The organism is Magnetospira sp. QH-2 (genome assembly GCF_000968135.1).
GTDB lineage: Bacteria > Pseudomonadota > Alphaproteobacteria > Rhodospirillales > Magnetospiraceae > Magnetospira.
Genome location: NZ_FO538765.1, coordinates 2,740,804 through 2,764,832, shown reverse-complemented (window position 1 = coordinate 2,764,832; position 24,029 = coordinate 2,740,804). Strand labels below are relative to the sequence as shown.

The 24,029-nt window shown below is 60.5% G+C and carries 23 protein-coding genes and 1 riboswitch; of the genes, 11 read left to right on the top strand and 12 right to left on the bottom strand.

From position 1 onward, the window contains the following. Window positions 1-46: 46 nt before the first annotated feature. The 4 genes from MGMAQ_RS13035 to MGMAQ_RS13020 all read right to left on the bottom strand — a co-directional run bounded on the left by MGMAQ_RS13035 (window position 47) and on the right by MGMAQ_RS13020 (window position 4,594). Window positions 47-754, bottom strand: coding sequence for an ATP12 family chaperone protein (locus MGMAQ_RS13035; RefSeq protein ID WP_046021877.1), 708 nt, complete (start codon window positions 752-754; stop codon window positions 47-49). A 101-nt stretch (window positions 755-855) separates the two neighbouring features. Further along, window positions 856-2,949 (bottom strand): AsmA family protein, encoded by a 2,094-nt coding sequence (locus MGMAQ_RS13030; RefSeq protein WP_046021876.1) that lies wholly within the window; start codon window positions 2,947-2,949, stop codon window positions 856-858. Next, window positions 2,946-3,614 (bottom strand): HAD-IA family hydrolase, encoded by a 669-nt coding sequence (locus MGMAQ_RS13025; protein ID WP_046021875.1) that lies wholly within the window; start codon window positions 3,612-3,614, stop codon window positions 2,946-2,948. Before MGMAQ_RS13025 ends, MGMAQ_RS13030 begins: the two co-directional genes overlap by 4 nt. A gap of 74 nt (window positions 3,615-3,688) precedes the next feature. Then, window positions 3,689-4,594 carry a D-hexose-6-phosphate mutarotase gene (locus MGMAQ_RS13020; RefSeq protein WP_046021874.1) on the bottom strand — a complete coding sequence of 302 codons (906 nt, stop codon included), beginning with the start codon at window positions 4,592-4,594 and terminating at the stop codon, window positions 3,689-3,691. 185 nt (window positions 4,595-4,779) lie between these two features. On the opposite strand from MGMAQ_RS13020, the gene MGMAQ_RS13015 reads away from it, so the two are divergent. Genes MGMAQ_RS13015 through MGMAQ_RS12990 form a run of 6 tightly spaced genes read left to right on the top strand, consistent with a single transcriptional unit; the run spans window position 4,780 to window position 10,378 of the window. Further along, window positions 4,780-5,655, top strand: a complete 876-nt coding sequence (locus tag MGMAQ_RS13015) for a branched-chain amino acid ABC transporter permease (RefSeq protein ID WP_046021873.1) — start codon at window positions 4,780-4,782, stop codon at window positions 5,653-5,655. Continuing rightward, window positions 5,652-6,596 carry a branched-chain amino acid ABC transporter permease gene (locus MGMAQ_RS13010; RefSeq protein ID WP_046021872.1) on the top strand — a complete coding sequence of 315 codons (945 nt, stop codon included), beginning with the start codon at window positions 5,652-5,654 and terminating at the stop codon, window positions 6,594-6,596. The genes MGMAQ_RS13015 and MGMAQ_RS13010 overlap by 4 nt, the downstream gene beginning before the upstream one ends. Further along, window positions 6,593-7,354 carry an ABC transporter ATP-binding protein gene (locus MGMAQ_RS13005; RefSeq protein WP_046021871.1) on the top strand — a complete coding sequence of 254 codons (762 nt, stop codon included), beginning with the start codon at window positions 6,593-6,595 and terminating at the stop codon, window positions 7,352-7,354. Before MGMAQ_RS13010 ends, MGMAQ_RS13005 begins: the two co-directional genes overlap by 4 nt. Before the next feature lie 5 nt (window positions 7,355-7,359). Then, entirely contained in the window at window positions 7,360-8,064 is a 705-nt protein-coding gene (locus tag MGMAQ_RS13000) for an ABC transporter ATP-binding protein (RefSeq protein WP_371258400.1), read from the top strand. A gap of 20 nt (window positions 8,065-8,084) precedes the next feature. Next, window positions 8,085-9,650 carry an MBL fold metallo-hydrolase gene (locus tag MGMAQ_RS20115; RefSeq protein WP_065814695.1) on the top strand — a complete coding sequence of 522 codons (1,566 nt, stop codon included), beginning with the start codon at window positions 8,085-8,087 and terminating at the stop codon, window positions 9,648-9,650. Beyond that, window positions 9,647-10,378, top strand: coding sequence for an SDR family oxidoreductase (locus MGMAQ_RS12990; protein WP_046021869.1), 732 nt, complete (start codon window positions 9,647-9,649; stop codon window positions 10,376-10,378). The genes MGMAQ_RS20115 and MGMAQ_RS12990 overlap by 4 nt, the downstream gene beginning before the upstream one ends. A 122-nt stretch (window positions 10,379-10,500) precedes the next feature. Here MGMAQ_RS12990 and tyrS read toward each other — a convergent pair whose 3' ends face one another. Then, window positions 10,501-11,751: a tyrosine--tRNA ligase gene (tyrS, locus tag MGMAQ_RS12985; protein ID WP_046021868.1), complete on the bottom strand. Its 1,251-nt coding sequence runs from the start codon at window positions 11,749-11,751 to the stop codon at window positions 10,501-10,503. Between the two features lie 59 nt (window positions 11,752-11,810). Here tyrS and MGMAQ_RS12980 point away from each other — a divergent pair, with 59 nt between their 5' ends. After that, a complete protein-coding gene (locus MGMAQ_RS12980) occupies window positions 11,811-12,950 on the top strand; it encodes an anhydro-N-acetylmuramic acid kinase (RefSeq protein WP_046021867.1) in 1,140 nt (379 codons plus the stop codon). Here MGMAQ_RS12980 and MGMAQ_RS12975 read toward each other — a convergent pair. Then, the gene (locus MGMAQ_RS12975) at window positions 12,874-13,845 is read right to left on the bottom strand and encodes a zinc ABC transporter substrate-binding protein (RefSeq protein ID WP_046021866.1); all 972 of its coding nucleotides are present in this window, start codon (window positions 13,843-13,845) and stop codon (window positions 12,874-12,876) included. The genes MGMAQ_RS12980 and MGMAQ_RS12975 overlap by 77 nt on opposite strands. A gap of 139 nt (window positions 13,846-13,984) precedes the next feature. Here MGMAQ_RS12975 and MGMAQ_RS21550 point away from each other — a divergent pair, with 139 nt between their 5' ends. Continuing rightward, window positions 13,985-15,187: a GGDEF domain-containing protein gene (locus tag MGMAQ_RS21550; protein ID WP_052716378.1), complete on the top strand. Its 1,203-nt coding sequence runs from the start codon at window positions 13,985-13,987 to the stop codon at window positions 15,185-15,187. 13 nt (window positions 15,188-15,200) lie between these two features. On the opposite strand, the gene MGMAQ_RS12965 is transcribed toward MGMAQ_RS21550, so the two are convergent. The 6 genes from MGMAQ_RS12965 to MGMAQ_RS12940 form a co-directional block, all read right to left on the bottom strand. Then, entirely contained in the window at window positions 15,201-15,563 is a 363-nt protein-coding gene (locus MGMAQ_RS12965; protein WP_046021865.1) for a hypothetical protein, read from the bottom strand. A gap of 10 nt (window positions 15,564-15,573) precedes the next feature. Next, a complete protein-coding gene (locus MGMAQ_RS12960; RefSeq protein WP_046021864.1) occupies window positions 15,574-16,776 on the bottom strand; it encodes an agmatinase family protein in 1,203 nt (400 codons plus the stop codon). Then, window positions 16,769-17,554, bottom strand: coding sequence for an ABC transporter ATP-binding protein (locus MGMAQ_RS12955; protein WP_046021863.1), 786 nt, complete (start codon window positions 17,552-17,554; stop codon window positions 16,769-16,771). The genes MGMAQ_RS12960 and MGMAQ_RS12955 overlap by 8 nt, the downstream gene beginning before the upstream one ends. After that, the gene (locus MGMAQ_RS12950; RefSeq protein WP_046021862.1) at window positions 17,551-18,375 is read right to left on the bottom strand and encodes an ABC transporter permease; all 825 of its coding nucleotides are present in this window, start codon (window positions 18,373-18,375) and stop codon (window positions 17,551-17,553) included. The genes MGMAQ_RS12955 and MGMAQ_RS12950 overlap by 4 nt, the downstream gene beginning before the upstream one ends. Before the next feature lie 27 nt (window positions 18,376-18,402). Beyond that, window positions 18,403-19,473, bottom strand: coding sequence for a putative urea ABC transporter substrate-binding protein (locus MGMAQ_RS12945; protein WP_046021861.1), 1,071 nt, complete (start codon window positions 19,471-19,473; stop codon window positions 18,403-18,405). 131 nt (window positions 19,474-19,604) lie between these two features. Then, a riboswitch (guanidine-I (ykkC/yxkD leader) is annotated at window positions 19,605-19,725 on the bottom strand. Window positions 19,726-19,850: 125 nt separating this feature from the next. Next, window positions 19,851-20,633, bottom strand: coding sequence for an FCD domain-containing protein (locus tag MGMAQ_RS12940; protein ID WP_046021860.1), 783 nt, complete (start codon window positions 20,631-20,633; stop codon window positions 19,851-19,853). 233 nt (window positions 20,634-20,866) lie between these two features. On the opposite strand from MGMAQ_RS12940, the gene MGMAQ_RS12935 reads away from it, so the two are divergent. The 3 genes from MGMAQ_RS12935 (at window position 20,867) to MGMAQ_RS12925 (ending at window position 24,025) form a co-directional block, all read left to right on the top strand. Then, window positions 20,867-21,922, top strand: a complete 1,056-nt coding sequence (locus MGMAQ_RS12935; RefSeq protein WP_046021859.1) for a TRAP transporter substrate-binding protein — start codon at window positions 20,867-20,869, stop codon at window positions 21,920-21,922. An 83-nt stretch (window positions 21,923-22,005) separates the two neighbouring features. Continuing rightward, on the top strand, window positions 22,006-22,668 hold the full coding sequence (locus tag MGMAQ_RS12930) for a TRAP transporter small permease subunit (RefSeq protein ID WP_082085431.1): 663 nt from the start codon (window positions 22,006-22,008) through the stop codon (window positions 22,666-22,668). 4 nt (window positions 22,669-22,672) lie between these two features. Beyond that, on the top strand, window positions 22,673-24,025 hold the full coding sequence (locus MGMAQ_RS12925; protein ID WP_046021858.1) for a TRAP transporter large permease subunit: 1,353 nt from the start codon (window positions 22,673-22,675) through the stop codon (window positions 24,023-24,025). The last annotated feature ends 4 nt before the right edge of the window (window positions 24,026-24,029 follow it).

Sequence of the window (24,029 nt, the reverse complement as noted above, 5' to 3'; positions counted from 1 at the left end):
ATGCCCAATCCATGCTGCACCAGCGAAAAGAGCGAGGGTATCAATACTAAAGGAGGGTGATCAGCCTTGTGGCTGATTCCAGGTCCTCGCGAAGCTTGTTTTGACGCGCGAGAGCTTCGTGATCCTGCCCCCATTTTTCCATCTGGTATGTTTCGTCCACTTGCGAGGCGGCAAAGGCCTGGGCGGCGTCCAAATGGCCGCTTAGAACAGCCAATCCGATAACCAAAGATCCAGACGCCTGGGTCATGGCAGTTAGAGCGGAAAGCTCAATATTGCCAAGGGGTTCCATGGCGGATCGGAGGTTTGAAAGAGGCTCTTTATCCTGGGGGATTGCGATGATTCCAGAGGTTGTTTTCAGCCCTGCGCCATAGGTGGCTTCGAGCCAATCCAACAGCGGATTCCAAGTCTCATTTTGCCGTTCTACCAAATCGGATGGCGCTTCGGCACGGTAACAAAGAAGGTCCGTGCCGGCGTATTGAACCAATTGGTCAATAACCTCGCTCCGGACCTGGGGTAGGCGGTCGATGGCGGTACAGGTCAACCGCATCAGCGGCATGGTATGGGGGCGAATCTCGTCTTCCTGGGCTTCCCATTCGGTGGCGATGGCCTGGGCCAGGGCCTCGGATGGAACGTCCAAGTTTGCGCCTTGGGGGGTTTTCACCGCGCGCCCGTCGAGGAAGATCGCGAAACCGCCGCCGGAAGCGGGTCCGGCGGCGGCTTGTTTATAGAAGCGTTTTCTGGGTCCCGTGAACATGGTGTATCCGTTATATGCTTCGACAGGCTCAGCATGAGACGGTGGGGAAATAGCTCCTCACCCTGAGCCTGTCGAAGGGCGAGGAGCCTGCAAGCCCGTGCTTAATTGCCGAATAGCCCCTTCAGAGCCCCGCCGAGGCCTTCTTCTTTTTTCGGTTCGGCGGTTGTTTTCTTGGCCGGGGCGCTTTCCTTCTTCTTGGTGGATTTCGGAATCGGCTTGCCGAGGGCGACCAGGCAGGGATAGTCGGCGCCTTCTTCATCCATGGCGCCGGTGGCATCGAGCAGTTTTTCGCCGATGATGCTCAATCCCCCGGTGGCGACACCGAGCGCCGCCTTGCCCACGGCCTTGGCGGCCCCCTTTTCGTCGAGGCCCACGCCCGGATCGGCCAGGGTTCCGGTCAGCTTAACCAATTTGGCCACGCCACCGGCACCAACGCCCACGGCGTCTTTCATTTCCGGGTTGATGCTGATTTCCAATTCCTCGGTCTTCAGGTTGATCTCGCCATCGCCTTGGATGGTCTGTTCAGAGGTTTCCACCGCGATACCCTTGGCCAGCTTGGCCAGGCCATTGGTGATCTTGGCATTGATCACGGCGCAGGAAAGCTTGGAGTCTTTCTTTTCGCCGGTGAGGGTGGGCAGCAGGTTGGTCAGCAGATTACCGCCTGCCAAGTCCACCAGGGCGTTGTCGATGATGCCTTCACCCACATCCACCAACAGGTTGCCATTGAGGCTGCCCATCAGGGCGGCCACGGAACCGCCCGCGCCGCTTAGCTTGATGGTCACATCGGTGGGAGAACCCTTGATCAGATCCTGCCCGGCCATAGTGGAGGCCATGGTGCCGAGCATCAGCTTGGCCACCTTCAGGTCCGTGTTGAGTTTGGCGGTCTTGCCCGAGGAGCCGTCCAGCACCACCGACCCGGCGACCTTGCCGCCGAAGATGTCGGCGTTGTTGGGCGTGATCGTCAGCTTGCCGTTCTTCAATGTCAGGGCCAGATCAATGTTCTCGACGACGATCTTGCCGGCCACCACTTTTTTGCCCTTGAAGGTCACGTCGGCATTGGCCGCCTTGAGCCCGTCCAGGGGCAAGGGATCGGACGGAAAGACCTTCTTCGGTTTGTCGCCCTCGGCTTTCTTGGATTCCCCAGCGGGCGCGGCGCCTTCTTTGGCCGGTCCGGTGAAGTCGGCGGTATCGACCAAAGTGGAGGTTAGCCGGGCGGTGATGTCGGGAATGTCGCCCATCAGGGCGGTCACGCTGCCGCTCAGATCGGTTTTACCGGCCTTCAAGGAGAGGTTGTCCAACTGGTAGCCCCCCTCGATATCCTTGGCCTGCACGCTCAGGTCAATGCTGGTGGACGGCGGCGGTGCGCTGTCCTTCAATTGCGGCAGGGCGGCCTGGGCGGCGGCGAAGGTATCGGTCAGGCTGGCCACGTTGGCGCTCAGCTTGAGGTCCATGCCCTTGGCGTCGTGCAGCTTGGCAATGGAGCCATCCACGGTAGCCTTGGCCTTGAAAGCCTCGGCGGCGATCTTCACCGGGAACGGCTGATCTCCGGCCATGGCAGCGGCCAGGGAGCCCACTTGGCCATCAACGGTGATCGGTGCGCCGTTGAAAGCCATGCGCAGGGCAAAGGCCAGCGGGCTATCCGCCGAATCGGCGTTGGCGGTCAGGCTTTCGATATCCGCCGTAGTGGTCTCGCCGCTCATGCCGTCCTTATAGGTGACCTTGACGTTTTCCAGAACCACTTCGCGGATTACCGGCAGGGCGGCGGGGCCATCGGAGGCTTCCTCGGTCTTTTCCTCGGCGGGTTCGGCGGGGGTGAAGGACCAGTTGCCGTTGCCTTCCTTGTCGGTTTCCAGCAGCGCGTCCACGTCCTTGAGGATGAAGCGTTGGACATCCACGGTACCGCTCAGCAGGGGCAGCAGGGAAACCTGCGCCTCGACCAGTGCGAGGGTTACCATCTCCTTGCGCGAGCCCCAATCGGCATTGGACAGGGACACACCCTCGACCATCAGGGAGGGAGTCAGCGAGATGCCGATCTCGATATCTCCGGCGATGACCAGGTCGCGACCGGTGGCGGCCTTGGCCTGTTCGGCAATCACCCCCTTGTACTGATTGAAGTCCATGGACTTCAAGATGACCACACCTGCGATCAGACCGACCACAACGACGCCGACAACGCCGATAAGGATCTTTTTCATTGTTCCCTCTCCCATAAAGTCTCGATGGCTTGGGGGACTTGCTCGAAGTGGTCGAGCACGCGGGTCGCCCCAGCCTCTGTCAATTCTTCCGATTCGTGATAGCCCCAGGATACCCCCAGAGCAGGCACGCCCGCATTTCGCGCCATCAGCATATCATAGGTGGTGTCGCCGAGCATGACCGTGGTTTCCGGTCGGGCACCGGTTTCATCCATGGCTCGGTAGAGCATGTCCGGGGACGGCTTCCCGGCACAGAGATCGGCGGTTTGCAGGGTGACGAACCGCTTGGCCAGATCATGGGTGGCCAGGGTATTGGCCAGACCGCGCATGGCCTTGCCGGTGGCGACACCAAGCAAGTAGCCCGCCGATTCCAGTTCATCCAGCGCTGCCAAGGCGCCGGGATATAGCGGTTCTTCCACCGTTCCGGCCTGACGCTCGGCGGTGAAGGCCTGCTTATAGGATTCTGTCAGCTCTTCCCACTGGGCCATGGTACCTTCGGGGTGCAGCTGGGCAATGGCTTCGACCAACGGCAGTCCGACCATGCGCCGCACATGGGCGGCCTTGGGCGCTGCCAGACCATGGCCTTCGAACGCCGAGACCATGGAGGAGACGATGGACCCCAGACTATCGACCAGAGTGCCGTCACAATCGAAAACCGCAAGTTTCATGTCTGCCTGTATAACAGCACCCGATCACATCCGCGAAACGGGAAATGACCGGAATATTGGCGGTTAATTTCCCATCATATCGCCGACGGGTCAAAAGCTGCCACCAGCCGGTGTTCGTCGCCCGGTGCAAGGGTGACGACGTCCGGTCCGGCGTTGGTGGTCTCGACACAAAGCATGGTCCGATAATCCTCGTCGCCGAGATCGCCCATGGAGGCGGCGGTTCTGGCCCAGGGATTCCAGACCACGGCGCTGGCACTGCCTTGGGACGCGATGGCGATGCGCCGTCCCAAGACCGGATCAATGATCGCCAGGTTGGCGGCGACGCCGGTATAGATCCGGTCAGTTTCGCCGGAAATGGTGACCGCCCCGCTTTGGGCTTTCTCCGCGCCGCCATCCATTTTGTCTATGTAGCTACAACCATCCAGGCCTTCCACCGATGCCTGATCGATATCGCCGACCCGTAGATAGCTGTGCAGGGCCTGGGTCAGGGGGAAGGGGCTGTCGCCGGTGTTGCTGGTGATCAGCGCCACTTCCAGGGTTTCACCGATGGTTACCCGGATGGCCAGATCGAATCCGTTGTCCCAGGTGGCCCGGGTCTCATCCGTATCGGTCAGGCCGAGGGTGATTCGGATGCCTGCGTCCCCCCGGTCTTCGGTGGTGCGCAGGTCCCAGAGGCGATTGCGCACAAAGCCGTGGCTGGGGCGGCCTTTGTCTTCCGGGTCAGGCCCGAACCAGGGCCAACAGACCGGCACGCCGCCCTTGATCGCCTTGCCCGGAGCGAAATAGGCGCTTTGGCTGAGGAACATCAGGTCTTCCGCCTGTCCGGCGGGGCGGTAGGAAAGCACCTGTCCGGCATAGATCGAAACCATCGCGCTGGCATGGTCGGTGGTCACCTGGATCATGGGAAGGCCGCCCTGGCCTTCGATCACCCTTAGCTTGTCGCCGATGCCGAATAGGTCATTCAATTGTGCGATGCTCATGAGAGTCCCCCTGCCTATGCGCCCGTCATCGGGCATTCCTTCTGCATAGCGCGGATTCCGGCTCTTCGTCATGCGAAATTCCCGCGACGGGCGGCATCAGCCCTTTCCCTGTTGCAATCCCCCGCCATGGCGGGCATTTTGCCTTTTTTCCAGGGGTTTGATACCCAGCGGGGCAAGGCGGCACCATGGTCGCGGAATTTCTACAGTTTTTGTTTTCGGGAGTAACCCTCGGGGCGACCTATGCCCTGGTGGGGCTGGGCTTCTCGATCATCTTCAATGCCTCGCATGTCATCAACTTCGCCCAAGGCGAATTCGTCATGGTCGGCGGCATGGGGACTGTGTTCTTCATGGGCCTGGGGCTGCCCATGCCAATGGCCATGCTGGCGGCGATCCTTTTGGCGGGGCTGTTGGGGATGCTGCTGGAAAAATTCGCGGTGGAACCGGCCAAGGGCGCCTCGGTGGTCACCCTGATCATCATCACCATCGGTGCCTCCATTGCCATGCGAGGCCTGGCGCAGGTGGTCTGGGGCAAGGAATACCATGCCCTGCCCGCTTTCTCCGGCGACGAACCGATCCATGTGCTGGGCGCCACCTTGTTGCCACAGAGCCTGTGGGTGCTGGGGGTGTCGGCGATCGTTGTGGTCGGACTATTCCAATTCTTCAACCGCACCCTGATGGGCAAGGCCATTCTCGCCGCCTCCCATAACCGCGACGCGGCGCAACTGGTGGGAATCAATGTCTCGGTGGTGTTGTTCGTCAGCTTCGCCCTGTCCGGCGCACTGGGGGCGGTGGCGGGGATTCTGGTCGCGCCTATTACCCTGACCAATTTCGAGGTGGGCATCATGCTCGGCCTGAAAGGCTTCGCGGCGGCCATTCTCGGCGGCCTGGGCAATGGCTTGGGGGCGGTGTTGGGCGGCCTGATCGTCGGCATCACCGAAGCCATGGGCGCGGGCTATATCAGCTCTGAATACAAAGACGCCATTGCCTTTGTGTTGATCCTGCTGGTGCTGTTCGTCCGGCCCAGCGGTCTGTTGGGCAAGCGCGGGACGGATCGCGTATGACCCGGCTGCTGCATCCCAAGACCGGCGGGTTGGGGCTGCTGGCGGCGGCGATTCTGTCCCTGCCGCTGCTGCTCGACAATCCGTTCCATATGGAAGTGGCGATCAATGTGGGCTTCAATGCCATCGTCTGTGTCGGGCTGAACCTGTTGATCGGCTATGCCGGGCAGATCAGCCTGGGCCATGCCGCTTTCGTCGGACTGGGCGCCTACGGGGCTGGGGTGCTGACCGCCAATCATGACTGGGACGCCCTGACGGCCATGGGGGTCTCGGCGGTGGGCACCGGGCTGCTGGCCTTCGTTCTGGCGCGACCGATCCTTAAGCTCAAAGGCCACTATCTGGCCATGGCGACCCTGGGTATGGGGATCATCATCGCCATCGTTATCAATATCGAGGACCAGATCACCGGCGGCCCCGACGGCATGGTGGTCCCGGCGCTCAACCTGTTCGGCTGGGAACCGGCCGACGAGGGGGATTGGTATTGGATGATCGGCGGGTTGCTTTGGGTCTCTGTCTGGCTGGCGCTCAATTTGGTGGATTCACCGGTGGGCCGGGCCCTGCGCGCGGTGCATGGCTCGGAAGTGGCCGCCGAAGTGGTGGGCGTGGATTCCAGCCACTACAAGGTCCTGATCTTCGTTGTCTCGGCGGTTTTCGCCAGTGTCGTCGGCTCGCTCAACGCCTTTTACAGCCAGTTCATCACGCCGGAGATCGCCAGCTTCTTCCATTCCATCGAATTCGTGGTGATGGTGGTGCTGGGCGGCATGGCCTCCACCTATGGCGCGGTCATCGGGGCGGCGATCCTGACCCTGCTGCCCCAGGTGCTGACCGTGTTGGAGGATTATGAACACCTGATCTTCGGCCTGATTCTCATGCTGGTGATGATCTTCATGCCCAAGGGCCTGCTGCCGACGATCATCAACGCCTTGAAGCGGAGGCGGACATGACCTTGCTGCGGGTGGAGGGATTGAACAAGGAATTCGGCGGCGTGCATGCCATCGCCGGGCTGACCTTCGCCATCGAGTCGGGCACCATCCATTCGATCATCGGCCCCAACGGCGCGGGCAAGACCACTTTGTTCAACCTGATCACCGGCATCTATGTGCCCACCAGCGGCCGGATCTTTTTCAACGACCAGGAGGTGACCGCCCATCGGTCGTCGGAATTGGCCGCGCGGGGTATGTCGCGCACCTTCCAGAACTTGCAGGTCTTTTTCAATATGACAGCCTTGGAAAACGTCATGGTCGGGGCGCATCTCCATCTCAACCGGGGTTTTTTCCCGGCTTTGTTCGGCTTGAAGGGAATCCGCCGTGCCGACAAGGCCCTACGCGAGGAAGCTGCCGACCTGATGCGTTTTGTCGGGTTGGATGATTTTGTCGGCGCCGATGCCGATGCCATGCCCTATGGCGCGCTGAAACGCCTGGAGATCGCCCGGGCCCTGGCCGCGCGACCCAAGATGCTGTTGCTTGATGAACCGGCGGCGGGTCTCAATCCGACCGAAAGCCGCGAGGTGGACGATGTCATCCGGCGGGTGGCGGAGCAGGGGATCACCGTGGTGCTGGTGGAACACGACATGCGCATGGTCATGGGCATTTCCGATCATATTCTGGTGCTCGACTATGGCCGCAAGCTGACCGAGGGCACGGTGGACAAGGTCCGCAACGACCCGGAAGTCATTTCGGCCTATCTGGGAGGCCAGGCTTGATGGAAATGCTCAAGATCGATGGCCTGTCCTGCCACTATGGCCGTATTCAGGCGCTGCACGATGTCGCGTTGGAAGTAAATCAGGGCGAGTTGGTGGCGCTGGTGGGCGGCAACGGGGCGGGAAAATCGACCCTGTTGCGGGCCATTTCGGGGCTGCATTCCCTGAGTGCCGGGGCGGTCCGCTTCGAGAACGACGATATCTCCCGCATGCCCGCCGCCAAGCGGGTATCGTTGGGCATTGCCCAGGTGCCAGAGGGCCGACAGGTGTTCGGGCCGCTTGCTGTGGAGGACAATATCCGCCTTGGCGCCTACAGTCGCCGGGACAAAGCCGCCGTGGCCGAGGACATGGAACGCATGTACGATACCTTCCCCATCCTGCGCAACAAGCGCGGGGAGGCGGCGGGAACCCTGTCCGGCGGGCAGCAGCAGATGCTGGCCATCGCCCGGGCGCTGATGGCCCGGCCGCGTTTGTTGTTGTTGGACGAACCCAGCATGGGCTTGGCACCGGTGTTGGTGACGGAGATTTTCAATATCATCCGCGACCTGAAGGCCCAGGGCACCACCATCTTGCTGGTCGAACAGAACGCCTTTGCCGCCTTGGGTATCGCCGATCGGGGCTATGTGTTGGAGACCGGTCGGATTACCCTGACCGGGCGCGGGCCCGACCTGCTGGCGGATGATCAGGTCAAGCAGGCTTATTTGGGTATCTGAGAACGAGGAGAGCGCCCACCATGGTCAAGAGTTTCGCCTCCCGCGATGACCGCACGGAAAGCCCGGTCACCTTCGAGCCGGTGGCCGAGGGAGTCTATGTGCATGCTGCCGAGGGCGACCCCAATTGCGGGGTGGTGATCGGTCGTGACGCCGTCTTGGTGGTCGATGTCCTGGCCACAAGGACCAAGGTGGCGGCGCTCCATGATCGCATTGCCCAGGTCACGGATCTGCCTGTCAAATACTTAGCCCTGACCCATCATCATGCGGTGCGGGTGCGCGGCGCCTCGGCGCTGGGATCGCCGGAAATCATCACCTCCCACGGCACCCGCGATCTGCTGGTCGAGCGCGGTGAAACGGACTATCAGTCTGAAAAGGAGCGTTTCCCGAGGCTGTTCGCAGGCGCGGACGAGGAGGGGCAATCCGGGCCGGTACATCCAACCTTGATCTTCGACCTGGAACTAATCGTTGATCTGGGCGACCTGGAGGTCCATTTGCTGCATCCCGGACGCGGTCATACGGCGGGGGATCTGGTGGCTTGGATTCCCGAGCGGGGCGTTTTATTCGCCGGTGATTTGGTGGGCTTTCGGGCGTCTCCCTACGTGGGAGATGGGTATATGCGGGAATGGAGCGATACCCTGGAGGTGCTCGAGGCCTTGAGCCCCGAGATCCTGGTGCCCGGACGCGGGCCGGTGGCCAAGACACCAACCGATGTTGACGACGCCCTCGGGGGCACGGATCGGTACCTTGTGAACCTGTGGGATACGGTCCGCGAGGGCGTGGCCCGGGGCGAGGATTTGCGTACGGTCTATACGGCTGTCGGTGAGCATCTCCGGCCGTCATTCGGGGACTGGCGCATTTTCGATCATTGCCTGCCGTTCAACGTTTCGCGCGCTTACGAGGAGGCGCTTGGCATTCGTGATCCGCGTCCCTGGACTCATGAGCGGGACGTGGATTTGTGGCGGGAACTGGAAGGTATCCGAACCGTCCATCCCGAAGCTCCGGAACTGCCCTTGGCCATCCAGGCCATCCGTGCCGAGCACCTGAGCTTTCACACGGTGACCCATCTGTTCGGCGAACTGGTCAATGACCTGCGGGCCGGGCGTATTTCCTTTGACGCGGAGCTCTACAGGCTCATTCTTGACTATATGGATAATTTCCTCGGGGTTTATCACCATCCCAAGGAGGAGGAATGCCTGTTCGCGCCCCTTCGGGCCAAAGTGCCAGCGTCGGTGGAGCGTCTGGACCTGTTGATCCGCCATCATCGTCAGGAAGAAACCATCCGCAATCAGATGAAAGAGGCCCTGACCGCCGTCAAGCCTGATGATGACGCGTCACTGGCCTGGTTCTGCGACCTGGCCGATTCCCATCTCAATCTGGGGCGGGTGCACACCCGGATGGAGGAATCGGAAATCCTGCCACTGGCCTTGGAAAAGCTGTCCGCCGGGGACTGGGTGGAAATCGACAAGGCCTTCGATGATCGTGAAAGCCCCATCTATGGCGAGGCCCAGAAGGAGCGCTACAAGGCCCTGTTGCACCGCATCACCTATCTGGCTCCGGAACCCCACGGGCTTGGCGGCGGCGGGTGACTCGGAACATCCTCATCACCGGCGGCAGTCGAGGCATCGGTCGCGCCTCGGCGATCCTTTGCGGTGCCCGGGGGTGGCATGTGGGGATCAACTACCGGGACAACGAATCAGCGGCCACGGCAACCGCCTCGCTGGTAAAAGAGGCTGGCGGGCAGGCGGTCCTGCTCAAAGGCGATGTCTCCGATGAACAAGACGTGCTGGCCCTGTTCGACGCCATGGAGAACGCCTTCGGGCCGATCTCCGGCCTGGTCAACAATGCCGGAATCGTGGCGCCATTGATGCCCTTGGCGGAGATGAGCGTCGCCCGCCTGCGGCATATGTTCGAGGTCAATATTCTCGGTGCCTACCTTTGTGCCCGCGAGGCGGCAAGAAGGCTGGCCGACGGCGGAGCCATCGTCAATCTATCGTCCATCGCGGCCAAGCTCGGCTCGCCCAACGAATTCGTCGATTACGCCGGATCGAAAGGGGCCATGGACAGCCTGACCGTGGGGCTGGCCAAGGAATTGGCGCCGCGCCGCATTCGCGTCAATGCCGTCCGGCCCGGCCTCATCGAGACGGAGATCCATGCCGACAGCGGTTGGGCGGAGCGCGCACGGGACCTCGCCGCCGCCATGCCTCTGGGCCGCCCCGGCACAGCCGAAGAGGTCGCCGAAGCCATCGTCTGGCTGCTCGACGATGGCTCTTCCTATGTCACCGGAACCCTGCTGGACGTGGCGGGCGGGCGATAGCGGGCTAAAGAAAATCGGTATGTTTGAGGCCGGTTTGTAGACGCTTGTCGGCAAGGCGCGCGACGGACAATCCCTATTGTCGAGAAGTAGAAGTCGCCGCAGCTGCGCCAATCAATGATTGGCTATACCCCCCGCACCAATGCATGCCGCTTCTTGCCCGCCGATAGCTTGAGTACGCCGTCGCCCAGGTCCGCATGGGTGACGTCCTGAGTCTCGTTTTTGATCGCTTGGTCGTTAAGTCTGGCGCCACCGCCCTTGATCAGGCGCCGGGCCTCGCCATTGGATTGGGTCAGACCGGCGCGGGTCATCAGTGCAAAGGCGGCAATGCCTTCTTCGAGTTCCGCCAAGGGAACGTCGATGGAGGGCAGGTCGTCGGCCAGCACCCCTTGCTCGAAGGTTTTGCGGGCCGTCTCGGCGGCGGCCTCGGCGGCGCCCTTGCCCCGTGCCAAGGCGGTCACTTCGTTGGCCAGGATCTTCTTGGCCTCGTTCAGTTCGGCGCCTTGTAGGGTTTCCAGGCGAGTGATTTCGTCCATGGGCAGCTCGGTGAACAGGCGCAGGAAGCGGCCCACATCGGCATCCTCGGTGTTACGCCAGTACTGCCAGAAATCGAAGTTGCCCAGCATATCATCGTTGAGCCAGATGGCCCCGGCGGCACTCTTGCCCATTTTGGCGCCGGATGCGGTGGTCAGCAAGGGGGCGGTCAGGCCGAACAGCTGTTGGTTATTGACTCTTCGTCCCAATTCCACGCCATTGATGATGTTGCCCCACTGATCGGAACCGCCCATCTGGAGGACGCAGTTGTGGCGCTGGCCCAGTTCGGCGAAGTCATAGGCCTGGAGGATCATGTAATTGAATTCCAGGAAGGTTAGCGGCTGTTCCCGTTCGAGGCGCAGCTTCACCGAATCAAAGGTCATCATGCGATTGATGGTGAAGTGCGGGCCGTAGTCGCGCAGGAAATCGATGTAGTTCAACGCATCCAGCCAATCGGCGTTGTTGACCATCATGGCATCGCCCCGGGCGTCGCCAAAGCTCAGGTATTTCTCGAACACCCTTTTGATCCCGGCCATGTTCTCGCCGATTTTCTCAGCGGTGAGCAACTGACGGGATTCGTCCTTGCCGGACGGATCACCCACCTTGGTGGTGCCGCCGCCCATGAGCACAATGGGCTTGTGACCGGTCTTTTGCAGCCAGCGCAGCATCATGATCGGCAACAGCGATCCCACATGCAGGCTCGAGGCCGTGCAGTCGAATCCGATATAGGCGGTGAGCAACCCTTCGTTCAGCCGGGCGTCGAGCGCTTCTGTATCGGTGCATTGATGAATGAAGCCGCGTTCGGTGAGAATACGCAGAAAATCGGAAGAAAGGGCGCTCATGGTGTGAATCCTGAGGAATTTGCTTGTCGGAAGGCCGCATCCCTACCACACTCCTAGGCATGACGGAAGCAAGGACCTATACGGTACTCGGCATGATGAGCGGCACGTCGATGGATGGCATCGATATCGCCCTGCTGCGCACCGATGGCGAACGGGTGGAATTGATGGGCCCCAGCGCCACCTATGCCTATGATTCCGGGTTCCGGGACAAGCTGCGCGGTCTGCTGGGGCGGACCAAGGATCGTGACGGAGCCATCGAAGCCACCGGGCGCGAATTGTCCCTGCGCCATGTGGAGGCCATCAAGACCTTTTTGACCGATCATTGCCGGTCCCCCTTGGATATCGACCTGATCGGCTTTCATGGCCATACCATCACCCACAAGCCCGAGAACAAGTTTACCTGGCAGATCGGCTATGGCGAATTGCTGGCCGATGCGCTGGGCATCGAGACCGTGGCCGGGTTCCGCACTCAAGATGTGATTGCCGGAGGGGAGGGCGCGCCGCTGGTGCCGGTCTATCACCGGGCGTTGGCCCATAAACAGGATAAACCGCTCGCCGTGCTCAATGTGGGCGGCGTGGCCAACGTCACCTGGATCGGCCCGGACGAAGGCGACCTGGTGGCTTTCGATACCGGACCCGGCAATGCCTTGCTGGATGATTGGGTTTTGCGCCATACAGGTGTCGCCCAAGACACCAATGGCGACATGGCGCGGCGCGGATCGGTGGATGCCGAGATCCTATCGGTCCTCTTGGCCCATCCCTATTTCGATGCCTCGGGACCCAAGTCCTTGGACCGGGAGGCCTTTGACGCGGCTCCCACGGCACAATTGTCGCCCGAGAACGGCGCGGCCACCTTGACCGCCTTTACCGCCGAGTCGGTGGCCCGTTCCCGGCGCCATCTGCCCAAGCCGCCCAAGCGCTGGCTGGTCTGTGGTGGCGGGCGTCACAACCCGGTTTTGATGGATGCCTTGCGCCGAGCCCTGGACGTGCCGGTGGAGCCGGTGGAAAAGGTCGGCTGGGACGGAGATGCCATCGAGGCCCAGGCCTTCGCCTTCATGGCCGTGCGTTGCAAGCGTGGCCTGCCGATCACCTATCCCGGTACCACGGGTTGCCCGCGCCCCCTTACCGGAGGGCGCTTCCATCCGCCGCCCGGTCCAGGCAGCGTCGGAAAGAGTCGGCCAGGCCCCGCAGCAGCTTGAAATAGTGATCGGGCCCGGCCTCGATGTCGGCGCCCAGCGGATCCAGCGCGCCGGTTAGCGCTTTCGTCCCTTTTATGATCCGATGGACAAGACGCGGCTCGAATTGAGGTTCGCTGAACAGACAGGTGTTGCCCAATGCCTTGAGCTTGTCGCGAACCTCCATCACATGGCGGGCACCGGGCGGGGAATGGGGGCTGATGGTCATGGATCCCACCATTTGCAATCCGTACCGTTCCTCGAAATAGCGATAAGCGTCGTGGAAGACCATGAACGGGCGGGCCTGGATCGGCTTGAGGGTCGCTGCCAATTCCGCGCCCAATGCTTCGAGCTGCTTGGCGAGGCGGGCGGCATTGGATTTGTATGTTGCTCCATGAGCGGGGTCCGCTGCCGAGAGGATGTCCGCCACATGATGGGCCAAGGCCTGAGCATTCATCGGATCGAGCCAGATGTGCAAATCCGTTTCCCCATGGCCGTGGTCATCATGCCCATGTTCGTCGTGGCCATGCTCTTCGTGCGCCGCCTCTTCATGGTCCTCTTTTGCTCCCCGAAAGCCGAAAAGCGTCAGGCCCGGAGTCTCCTCAAGGGCAAATACGCGCGCTTCATCGCTCAGCGCGGCGATGGGCTTTTCCAATACCTGCTCCAAGTCCGGTCCGACCCAAAAGATAAGGTCTGCATGGCGCAGGGCCCGGGCCTGGGAAGGGCGAAGACTGGTACCATGGGGCGAGGCTTCGCCGTCAATCAACAAACCCGGTTCAGCCACGCCCGCCATGACCGCGGAGACCAGGGAATGGATCGGTTTGATGGATGCCACCACCTTCGGCGCCTCCGCGCCTTGGCCGGGGGATGCGATCAGGAGGGTGACCAGGCAGGTCATCAATCGGGAGAGATATTTCATGGCGCGTCAGTCTCAGGTTAGGGCAAGTAACAAGAGATAAAATTACTTTACCTCTATGGAGTATTCTCGAAAGTATAATTGAAATTCGTTCTATCAGGCATCATATTCGGCTCAATAATTGAGGTGTGATAAAAATTTCATGGAACAGCCGCTCCACCGACGCAACATCATTCTTGTTGCCGCCTTCTCCGTTGTGCTGCTTTGCATGGTCGGGGTGGTGCTGATTGCGTTGGGCCAAAATGCCACGGTGCACAAGGAATGGGAGCGAGGAACGGCCTATCGCGAGAAGGTGTTGGCCGCCTTTTCCATGCGCGAAGCCGTGTTGGAACGCTCCTATCGGCTGACCTTTACCAGCACCCTGGATGATTTTTTCGATCGCGATGAGCAGTACCAGCTGTTCAAGGGTATCGCCACGAAATTCCTGGCTGCCCGCGCCGTGCTCGACAAATGGGGCATGACCGACGAGGAGCGCCATGCCCTGGCTCATGCGGAAGAAACAATCCGCCTCGCCCATCCGCTGGTGGAAGCGGCCATGGCCCGCATTGTCGATGGCGTGCCTCCGGCAGAAATGCGCCAGGAAATCAAGGACGCCACGGCCGGTCAGACGGTGGTGATCGACAAGCTGAACAGCTTCGTGGCAGTGATTGAGCGCACCGCCAAGGCAGAGGGGATTTCCCTGCAAAATGAAATTGGCGCCTCGCAGCAACGGCTTTTGGTACTCAGCCTGGGGGCGGGGATCCTGGCTCTGTTGATCGGCCTGTGGATCCTGCGCCGGGAAGTGCAGATCATGCGTGAGATCCGCCAGCACCAACAGCAACTGGAGCAAATGTCCACCACCGACGTGCTGACCAGCCTGGCGAACCGTCGGCATATGGATGATGTGCTGCAAAACGAGATCAATCGATGCAAACGCTACGGAGAATGCCTGTCGGTGATTCTAGCAGATATGGACCACTTCAAAGCGGTCAATGATACCTTTGGCCATTTGGTCGGTGATCGGGTGCTCAAGGATCTGGCGGGCATCCTCCAAGACAGCTGCCGCGACGTGGATATTGTCGGGCGCTGGGGCGGCGAGGAGTTTTTGATTGTTTGTCCCGGAACGACCCTGGCCGGGGCGGCAGCCACGGCGGAGAAGCTGCGCACAGCCATCGAAGACCACGAATTCAAGGGCGTGGGCCACAAAACCGCCAGCTTTGGCGTCGGCACCGCACGCGGCATGGAATCGGTGGATAGCCTGGTCCATCAGGCCGACCAGGCCCTCTATGCCGCCAAGGACCAGGGCCGCAACCGGGTCGAACTGGGCGGCGAGATCCCGGAAGAGGACAGGCGCCTCAGGGCCTGATCAATGGGCCTGGTCAATGGGCATGATGGGGGTGATGGTCCGTCCCTTGGTCGATACTTTCGCCACGCAATGCCAGCAGATCGGCCAAAGACATTTCCCGGCGTTCCTTCATGGACACATAGACAAAAGATAACCCTGTGCTGGTGACCACCATCTCGGCCGGCAGAGGGTGATAGACCAGCTCCGGCGCCCCGAACCCGGGCGAAGCGGTGCCGACGGTGTGGGTATCCTCGATCCGCACTTCCACCAGCTTCAATCCTTCGCCCTCGACTTCCAGCGGAATCCGCGACAGCTTGAGGAATGCCTGTTTGTCCGGTGCACCCCGGAAGCCGTCGATAAAAGCCCGCTCGACCAAATGGTATTCGTCGTGATCCATGGGAGCCTCCTTAGAGCGTAACCGGCTTGTCGATGATGTTCTTGTGCGCGCCCATCTTGCCGTGGGCCACCAAGGTGCCGAGCACATCGACAATGACCCGAGCGCCGAACAGCGAGGTAATGTCAGAGGTGTCATAGGGGGGGGAGACTTCCACCACTTCCATGCCGCACAATCCCTCGGCGGCCACCTTGCCGACCAAGGACAAGGCCTCGCGGGGTAGGAATCCGCCTGGTTCCGGCCAGCCGGTGCCGGGCACGAAGCCGCAGTCGACACAGTCGATATCGAAGCTCAAATAGACCGCATCGGCGTCTTTCCAGGCCCATTCCAAGGCCATCTCGGCCGTCTTGTCCAGGCCCAGTTCCTCCACGTCGCGCATGGTCAGCACGTTGGTATCACGCTCGCGGATCTGCTTGACCGCCTCGCGCGGCACCTGCCAGCCGCCGATACCGATTTGCACCAGATTGGTGGCCGGGACGTTGTCCATGTTGGTGGCATGGAACCAGGGCGTGGTGTGCATGCGTTCGTCCAGGTCTTTTTCCTGAATGTCCGCATGGCGGTCGAAATGGATGATACCGATCTTCTTGGTGGTGCATTCGGCAATGCCACGTACGGTGGGATAGCCGATGGAATGGTCGCCGCCCAGGACGATGGGCATGGCCCCCGACGAAAACACATGGCTCATGGCCTTGGAGATCTGATCGAAGGTCTTTTCAATATTGGCCGGAATGGTGAAGACATCCCCGGCGTCGCACAGGGTCATCTGTTCACGCAGATCGACACCCATTTCATAGTTATAGGGGGTGTAGAGGGCGGAAATCTTGCGCATGCCCTGGGGGCCAAAGCGGGTGCCGGGGCGATAGGTGGTGCCGCCATCGAAGGGCACGCCCATGATCGCCGCGTCATAGCGCCCGACCTCGCGGACGTTCTCCGCATAGGGAGCCTTGAGGAAGGTATTGATCCCGGCGAAGTGGGGCAGTTCGCCCCGCGCGAAGGTGGGGATGGTCCGATCCTCGATGGAATCGGCGCCCTGTAGGCCGTTCTCCAAGGCATGAGCCTGTTCGTTCTTCCAGGCGTCCTCGGGCAGTTCCCCTTCGGCCAAGGCGGCCTTCCAGCCCCGTGCTTGCATCTTGTCGAAGTCCGGATGGTGGAAGCGGCGCTCATCGCGGGTCACCCCATGGCGGCGGGAGGACAGGTGGAGAACGGAATCAAGCATCGGTCGTTTCCTTTTTTTCACGCAGTTGGTCGGTCAATTGGTCGATTTGGTCGGGGCGCGCCCGGTCCAGGTCCAAGTCGAAGGTTACCGTGGCACCATAGGCGTTGGGCGTGTCCGGGTCTTCGCGCACTTTGTCGAAGGCGATCAACCGGGTGCCCAGGTGGAAGCCTTCGCGGATATCATGGGTGACCATGAACACGGTCATGGGGGTGTCTTGCCACAGATTGAGGATCAGCTCGTGCATCTGCGTGCGGGTGCCCGGGTCCAGGGCACCGAAAGGCTCGTCCAGCAGCAGCACCTTGGGTTTTTTCATCAAGGCCTGAGCAATGGCCAGCCGCTGCTGCATGCCGCCGGACAGGGCGGCGGGGTATTTGTCCTTGGCGGCTTCCAGGCCGACGGCCTTGAGCAAGGTCATGGCTTCGTCTTCGGCGCGGCGCTTGGCGGCGCCAAACAGCCGGGAGAGAAAAGCCGATTGCTCGAATTCGCGACCCAGGATGACATTCTGCAACACCGTCAGATGGGGAAAGACCGAATAGCGCTGGAATACAACGCCCCGGTCCGGCCCTGGTTCGGCGACCAGCGGTTCGCCGTCGAGCAGGATCTCGCCCCGGGTCGGTTCCTCCTGGCCCAGGATCATGCGCAACAGGGTGGTCTTGCCGCAGCCTGACGGCCCGACCAGGGAAACGAAGGAGCGCGGCGCGAACGCCAGGTCAATGTTTTCCAACACCACGGCGCCGGGATATTCCTTCCAGATCTTGTTCAGGCTGACGGTGCTCATGAGCGCTCCTTGCCGACGGCGATCCAGGGGAAGGCACGGCTTTGCAGGCGTACCAGCAGCCAATCGAAGGTGAAGGCCAGCAGGGTGATCCAGGCCACATAGGGCAAGATCACGTCCATGGCCAGATAGCGGCGCACCAGGAAGATGCGGTAGCCCAGTCCGTCGGTGGCGGCGATGGCCTCGGCGGCGATCAGAAATAACCAGGCCGGGCCCAGGGCCAGCCGGACGGAATCAATCAGCCGGGGCAGCATCTGCGGCAGTACCACGCGCACCACGATGGCCCAGGTGCTGGCGCCCAGGGTCTGCGCCTTGATGATCTGTTCACCGGGCAGTTCGGCCACGCGCAGTGCCATGTCCCTCATTAGAAAGGGGGCGATACCGATGACGATCAGCACCACCTTGGACACTTCACCGAGGCCGAAAACAATGAACAGCACCGGCAGGATGGCCATGGGCGGTATCAAGGAAAGAACGGCGATCAGCGGTGCCAGGGTGGCGCGCACATAGGGGATCAGACCATTGACCACCCCAAAAAGCAGACCGAACAGGGTGGCGATACCGATGCCCAGCCCCATGCGGGTCAGACTAGAGGCCGTATCCACCCACCAAAGATAGTTGCCGGTGCGTTTATCCGGGGTGAAGGCCATACGCTCGATGGCGTCGCCAATTTTGGAAAAGGACGGCAGCAGTTTGTCGTTGGGGTTTTCCGCCAGACGCATGTCCGACCCCACCATATAGGCGCCGATCAGCAACGCGAACGGCAACAGAGTCAGAAAGACCTTTCCCGCCTTGCCCGGTCGCTGATTGATCACCCTGCGCATGCCGCCGTCCTTTCCTGTCCTATGGCTCTACAGCTTGCCGTCGGCGGCCATGGTCATGTAGCTGGCGTCGAAACGCAGCTTGATGTTGCCATGGTCTCCGAACACCGAGCCGTTGGGAAACTGAATGCCCACCACCTCGGCGTTGGGCGCGCCTTCGCCGAGCAGACCGTGGTCAAAGGAAAACTTGGCCACATAGTCCATGGTCTGGGGCAGGGTGGAGCTCTTGACGAAGGTCACCGCGTCGGCGGCATCAAAGAACATCTTGGTGGTCGCCAACTGGGCCTCGTAACCGGCGAGGTCTGTGCCCGCGGCCTGACCCATGACGGTGCGGGCGGCTTTGCCCTTGGCATCATCGGCGCTCATGACGGCCATGGTTTCATACCAGGCACCGACCAGGGCTTTGGCAAACTTGGGATTGGCTTTCAGGGTTTCGGTATTGACCACCAGCATGTCAATGATCTCGCCGGGAATGCCCGAGGAATCAAATACCTTGGTGGAACCCTTGTGAGCGGCCACTTCGCTCAGTTGCGGGTTCCAGGTGACCACCGCATTGACGTCATCGGAACCGGTATAGGCGGCCACGATGTCGGCGTCGGAGGTATTGACCACTGTCAGGTCCTTTTCCGAAAGACCGACACTATCCAGGCCCCGCGCCAGCAGGTAGTGGGAGACGGACAATTCCACCAGATTGACCGAGCGGCCCTTCAGATCCTTTACCGACGTTCCACCCTTCAAAACGATGCCGTCATTGCCGTTGGAAAAATCGCCGACAATCAACGCCGTGGTATCCACGCCACCGACAGACGGAATGGTCAGGGCATCCATGTTGGTCATTACGCCCGCGTCAAAGGCTCCGGCGGTGTACTGGTTGATGGACTCGATATAGTCGTTGATCTGCACCACCTCGATGTCGATGCCATACTTGTCAGCCCATTTCTTGACGATGCCGCTATCGGCCGCATAGCCCCAGGGCATCCAGCCCACATAGATTGACCACATGACCTTGAACGAGGTCTTCTCCGCTGCCTGAGCGCTGCTGGCCACCAGGGCCACGGCGCACAGGGCACCGGCCATCAGATTTCTGAACGAACGTCGCATGCCTTCTCTCCTTCGGTTATTCGATCCATCAATCGCTTTGCCGAAAGAGCACCAAAAGGGAGGTTGGCGGTTTGCGGGTCCAGAGGGAGAGACTCCGTCGGGTCCGCCAAGCGCGGCTTCTCGAACTGGTACTCTCCCGGGCTTTTGTCCCGCCGTGTGTCCGGACGGATCGTCCGGATGGCAACCCTCGGACCAGACATTCCCCATTGCCCATCAGACAGGCGGAAAACCGGAACCCTAGATGCCTTTAGTATTGTTAATGCAGGGGGCATGCCAACCGAGAAACGGCTGAAACCTGGGAGGTATCGCCAGGCCGCTTCGATCAAAAGATTAAATAATAGGCATTCTGTTATGATGTGGTCATTTATTGGGCGGGTCTAGTCCGTCCGGGGCGATGCTTCGCGAACGCGGGCCAATCGGCGGCGGGCGATGTCTTCCCGTTGTGCTTCCTTGCCCATTTCCAGCAGGCTGGCTTCGACGAAGGTCATATGGGCCCGGGCTGCCTCGCGGGCTTCCTCCGGATCTCCGCCCAAGATGGCGTCATGAATACGGCGGTGCTGGTCGAGCAGCAGGTTGCGGGAATTCTTGCGGTTATAGAGCCGCTGGCGGTTATAGAACACGCCCTCGCGCAGCAGCTTGTATAGGCCCTGAGCGATGTGCAGTAGCACGACATTGTGCGAGGCCTCGGCGATGGCCAGGTGGAAATCGGCATCCTCGTCGGCTTCCAGCGTCGGATCATCCACCGAATGGGCGTCTTCCATGGCTTTCATGTGAGAGGCCAGAATTTCCTTGTCCGAACCGGTGGCGCGGATGGCGGCGTAATAACTGGCCGTGCCCTCCAAAGAGCGCCGAAACTCGATATAATCCATGGCCGTATCCGGATCCGACCGCATGAGATAAGCCAGGGGCTCGGTGAAGGCCGAGGCAACCACGGATTTGACGTAGGTCCCGCCGCCTTGTTTTGATTCCAGCAGGCCCAAGGCTTCCAGGCGTTGAAGGGCTTCGCGCAGGGAGGGGCGGGAGACGTCCATTTGCTGGGCGAGATCCCGCTCTGCGGGCAGCTTCTCTTCTGGTTTCAAAACACCTTTCAAAATAAGCGTTTGAAGTTGATCGACGATGGCGTCGGCAATTTTCGGTGTCTTGATTTGTTCGTAGGCCATGGGGGTCCTTTGGTTTCATTGTCAAAGAGAATGGCGCCAAAAAAGCGTTTGGTCAAACCTTTTTACCATTGACTGGATTGGTCAGACAAGTTAACCATATATCCATACCGCAGCCTGACTTATGCGGATATTATCTTAATATAATAAGAAAAATACCAACAAATCAGTGGATTAGCCTTTGGCAATAATTGGTCAGTCCACTTCAAGGCAACAGAGAAAGAAGGAGAGGTTTCATGAACAAGTTGTTAGGGGCTGCCCTGGTTGCCGCATCAGTGGTCAGCATTTCGACCACCGATGCCCTGTCGGCGGACAAGGTACGATGGAAAGTGCCCATTGCTTTCGGGTCAAACCTGCCCGCCCTGGGCGATAACATTCTGTACGTGGCGGAAAAGGTCAAAGAGGCTTCGAACGGGGCCGTCCAGTTCAAGGTCTTCGAGCCGGGCAAGCTGGTGCCGCCGTTTCAAATCTCCGACGCGGTAAAGGACAAGAAGCTGCCCGCCGGGTACACCTGGCTGGGCTACGATCAGGGCAAGTACTCCTGGACCCCGCTTCTGGCCGCCGTGCCGTTTGGTCTGGAGCCCTGGGAGTATACCGCCTGGTGGTACCATGGCGGCGGCAGGCAGGTTGCCGAGAAGACCTTTTCCAAGCTGAATATCCATCCGATTCTTTGTGGCGTCATCGGCCCGGAAACCGCTGGGTGGTTCCGTAAGGAGATCAATTCCTTGGATGACCTGAAAGGTCTGAAGATGCGGTTTGCTGGTCTTGGCGGCAAGGTGATGCAGAAGTTGGGCGTGTCCGTCACCGTGCTGCCCGGCGGCGAGATTTTCCAGGCTTTGGAAAAGGGCGCCATCGACGCCACCGAATTCTCCCTGCCCATTGTTGATCAACTGTTGGGCTTCAACAAAGTGGCCAAGCACAACTACTTCCCCGGCTGGCATCAGCCCTTCACCGCCGAGCATCTGATCGTCAACAAGGAAATCTGGGAAGACCTGGAGCCGCATCAGCGCTCGCTCATCGATCTGGCTTGCACCGCCGGTGTGACCAATAACATGGCCAAGGGCGAAGCGATCCAAGGCGCGGTGATGGAGAAATTCCCCGAACACGGTGTCACCGCCCACAAGTTGCCCGCCGACATGCTCGCCCAACTGAAGAAGGTGACCGACGAGGTGCTGGCCGAGGAAGCGGCCAAGGACGAAGACTTCAAGGCCATCTATGAGAGCCAGAAGTCCTTCCTCAAGACCTATCGCAATTGGAAGGGCATGGCCTACCTGCCGCGCGACTTCGAATAATCAAAGAATTCCCGGGAGCGGTACCTGTCGCTTCCGGGATCATTTTTTTGATCATGAGAATACGATGACGGGGAGCGCTGATCATGAACAGTCCCATTGATTTCAGGGACCAGGACCTCAAGGCCATCTCGCACACCGAGCCGGATGGCTTGCAGTTCATCATTCATCATACTGCCCTGCCTCATACTTTCTTGTCTCTGGGTCTGGACGGGGTGATCAAGCGGATCGGGTCCCTGGTATCGTGGGTCTGGCCTTTGCTGGTGGCGGTGATCGTGCTCAACGTGACCATGCGCTACGTGTTTGGCGAGGGACGCATCGAGTTCGAGGAAATCCAGTGGCACATTTATGCTGTCGGATTCCTCATCGGGTTGTCCTACGGCTTTGAAGCCGATGACCATGTGCGGGTGGACGTGCTGCATGAGCATTTCGGGCTCAAGGCTCAGGCCTGGGTGGAGATGCTGGGTATCTTGATCTTCATGCTGCCTTTTACCTGGCTGGTGATCTACTTCGCCTGGCCGTTCGTGGAATCCTCCTTTGCCATCGACGAAGTCTCCGACTCCCCCGGAGGCCTGCCCATGCGCTGGGTGATCAAGGCGGTGCTGCCGCTGGCCTTTTTGCTGCTGCTGGCAGCCGCTGTTTCCCGCCTGAGCCGGGCGACGGCGCTGTTATTCGGCCATCCGCGTCCCAAGATCTTCGAGACCATCAATGGGCAAATCTGCCCCGTCGATTACAAGCCGGGGAAATAAGGCCATGGAAATCAATGAAATCATGGTCATTGCGATGTTCGGATCGTTCATTGCCTTGCTGTTCGCGGGATACCCGGTGGCCTGGGTTCTGGGCGGCCTGTCGGTGATCTTCACCGGCCTGAGCATCATGGCTGACGAATATCTGGATGCTTTTATCGGCATGGACTGGAACTATTCCGGCCTGGTGGTGGATCGCATCTGGGACGTGATGAAGAATTGGGTGCTGGTGGCCTTGCCCATGTTTATCTTCATGGGTTTGATGCTGGATCGTTCCGGCGTTGCCGCCGATTTGATGACCAATTTCTCGCGGGTATTTGGGCGCGTGCGCGGTGGATTGGCGGTCACCATCATCCTCATCGGCGTCTTGCTGGCCGCCTCCACCGGTATCATCGGCGCTTCGGTGGTGTTGCTGGCCATGCTCGGCCTGCCGGTGATGATGGAACAGGGCTACAAAAAATCCCTGGCCTGCGGCACCGTCTGTTCGGTGGGGACCCTGGGTATTCTCATTCCGCCCTCGATCATGCTGGTCTTGATGGCCGACCGCCTGGCCATGCCGGTCGGTGACCTGTTCCTCGGCGCGTTGTTTCCCGGCCTGATGATGGGCTTTGTCTATATCGCTTTCGTCTTCATCATCGCCGCCATCGACAAGGATGCCGCCCCGGCGCCTACGGATCTGGAGCCGCTGGACCTCAAAGCGATTTTCGGGGTCGTCTGGGTCATCCTGCCGCCTGGTGCCCTAATTGTCGCGGTGTTGGGTTCGACCTTCTTCGGGATCGCCACCCCCACGGAGGCATCGGGGGTCGGCGCCTTCGGGGCGACCTTGCTGGCCCTGGCTCACAGGAGATTGAGCTGGCAGACTTTACGCGAGGTCTGTGAACAGACCACCAAAACCGCCGCCTTTATATTTGCCATTTTCCTCGGGGCCACGGCTTTCTCTCTGGTGCTGCGCGGCATGGGGGGGGATGAACTGATCGAAGGGACGCTGAAAGGCCTGCCGTTCGGGCCCACGGGCGTGGTCATTGCCATCCTGGGCTTTACTTTCTTGTTGGGCTTCTTCCTTGATTGGATTGAAATCACGCTCATCGTCCTGCCGCTGGTGGCGCCGGTGGTGGCCGATTTCGGGTTCGACCTGGTCTGGTTCACGGTGTTGTTTGCGGTCTGCCTGCAAACCTCGTTCCTCACCCCGCCTGTAGGCTTCGCCTTGTTCTATCTCAAGGGCGTGGCACCGGAAGGCATCACCGTACGGGACATCTACGTCGGGGTTATCCCGTTCATCATCTTGCAACTGATCTCGTTGACCATCGTCTTCCTGTGGGAGCCCATTGTGACCTGGCTGCCCTCGATCGCCTATCAGTAGGGAT

Coding starts and splice junctions, on each gene's coding strand:
- MGMAQ_RS21550 (WP_052716378.1), top strand. CDS start 13,985: ATGGAACAGCCGCTCCACCGACGCAACATCATTCTTGTTGCCGCCTTC.
- MGMAQ_RS20115 (WP_065814695.1), top strand. CDS start 8,085: ATGGTCAAGAGTTTCGCCTCCCGCGATGACCGCACGGAAAGCCCGGTC.
- MGMAQ_RS12950 (WP_046021862.1), bottom strand. CDS start 18,375: ATGCGCAGGGTGATCAATCAGCGACCGGGCAAGGCGGGAAAGGTCTTT.
- MGMAQ_RS13015 (WP_046021873.1), top strand. CDS start 4,780: ATGGTCGCGGAATTTCTACAGTTTTTGTTTTCGGGAGTAACCCTCGGG.
- MGMAQ_RS12965 (WP_046021865.1), bottom strand. CDS start 15,563: ATGGATCACGACGAATACCATTTGGTCGAGCGGGCTTTTATCGACGGC.
- MGMAQ_RS13005 (WP_046021871.1), top strand. CDS start 6,593: ATGACCTTGCTGCGGGTGGAGGGATTGAACAAGGAATTCGGCGGCGTG.
- MGMAQ_RS12940 (WP_046021860.1), bottom strand. CDS start 20,633: ATGGCCTACGAACAAATCAAGACACCGAAAATTGCCGACGCCATCGTC.
- MGMAQ_RS13035 (WP_046021877.1), bottom strand. CDS start 754: ATGTTCACGGGACCCAGAAAACGCTTCTATAAACAAGCCGCCGCCGGA.
- MGMAQ_RS13030 (WP_046021876.1), bottom strand. CDS start 2,949: ATGAAAAAGATCCTTATCGGCGTTGTCGGCGTCGTTGTGGTCGGTCTG.
- MGMAQ_RS13020 (WP_046021874.1), bottom strand. CDS start 4,594: ATGAGCATCGCACAATTGAATGACCTATTCGGCATCGGCGACAAGCTA.
- MGMAQ_RS13010 (WP_046021872.1), top strand. CDS start 5,652: ATGACCCGGCTGCTGCATCCCAAGACCGGCGGGTTGGGGCTGCTGGCG.
- MGMAQ_RS12975 (WP_046021866.1), bottom strand. CDS start 13,845: ATGAAATATCTCTCCCGATTGATGACCTGCCTGGTCACCCTCCTGATC.
- MGMAQ_RS12955 (WP_046021863.1), bottom strand. CDS start 17,554: ATGAGCACCGTCAGCCTGAACAAGATCTGGAAGGAATATCCCGGCGCC.
- MGMAQ_RS13000 (WP_371258400.1), top strand. CDS start 7,360: ATGCTCAAGATCGATGGCCTGTCCTGCCACTATGGCCGTATTCAGGCG.
- tyrS (WP_046021868.1), bottom strand. CDS start 11,751: ATGAGCGCCCTTTCTTCCGATTTTCTGCGTATTCTCACCGAACGCGGC.
- MGMAQ_RS12945 (WP_046021861.1), bottom strand. CDS start 19,473: ATGCGACGTTCGTTCAGAAATCTGATGGCCGGTGCCCTGTGCGCCGTG.
- MGMAQ_RS12925 (WP_046021858.1), top strand. CDS start 22,673: ATGGAAATCAATGAAATCATGGTCATTGCGATGTTCGGATCGTTCATT.
- MGMAQ_RS12935 (WP_046021859.1), top strand. CDS start 20,867: ATGAACAAGTTGTTAGGGGCTGCCCTGGTTGCCGCATCAGTGGTCAGC.
- MGMAQ_RS12930 (WP_082085431.1), top strand. CDS start 22,006: ATGAACAGTCCCATTGATTTCAGGGACCAGGACCTCAAGGCCATCTCG.
- MGMAQ_RS12960 (WP_046021864.1), bottom strand. CDS start 16,776: ATGCTTGATTCCGTTCTCCACCTGTCCTCCCGCCGCCATGGGGTGACC.
- MGMAQ_RS13025 (WP_046021875.1), bottom strand. CDS start 3,614: ATGAAACTTGCGGTTTTCGATTGTGACGGCACTCTGGTCGATAGTCTG.
- MGMAQ_RS12980 (WP_046021867.1), top strand. CDS start 11,811: ATGACGGAAGCAAGGACCTATACGGTACTCGGCATGATGAGCGGCACG.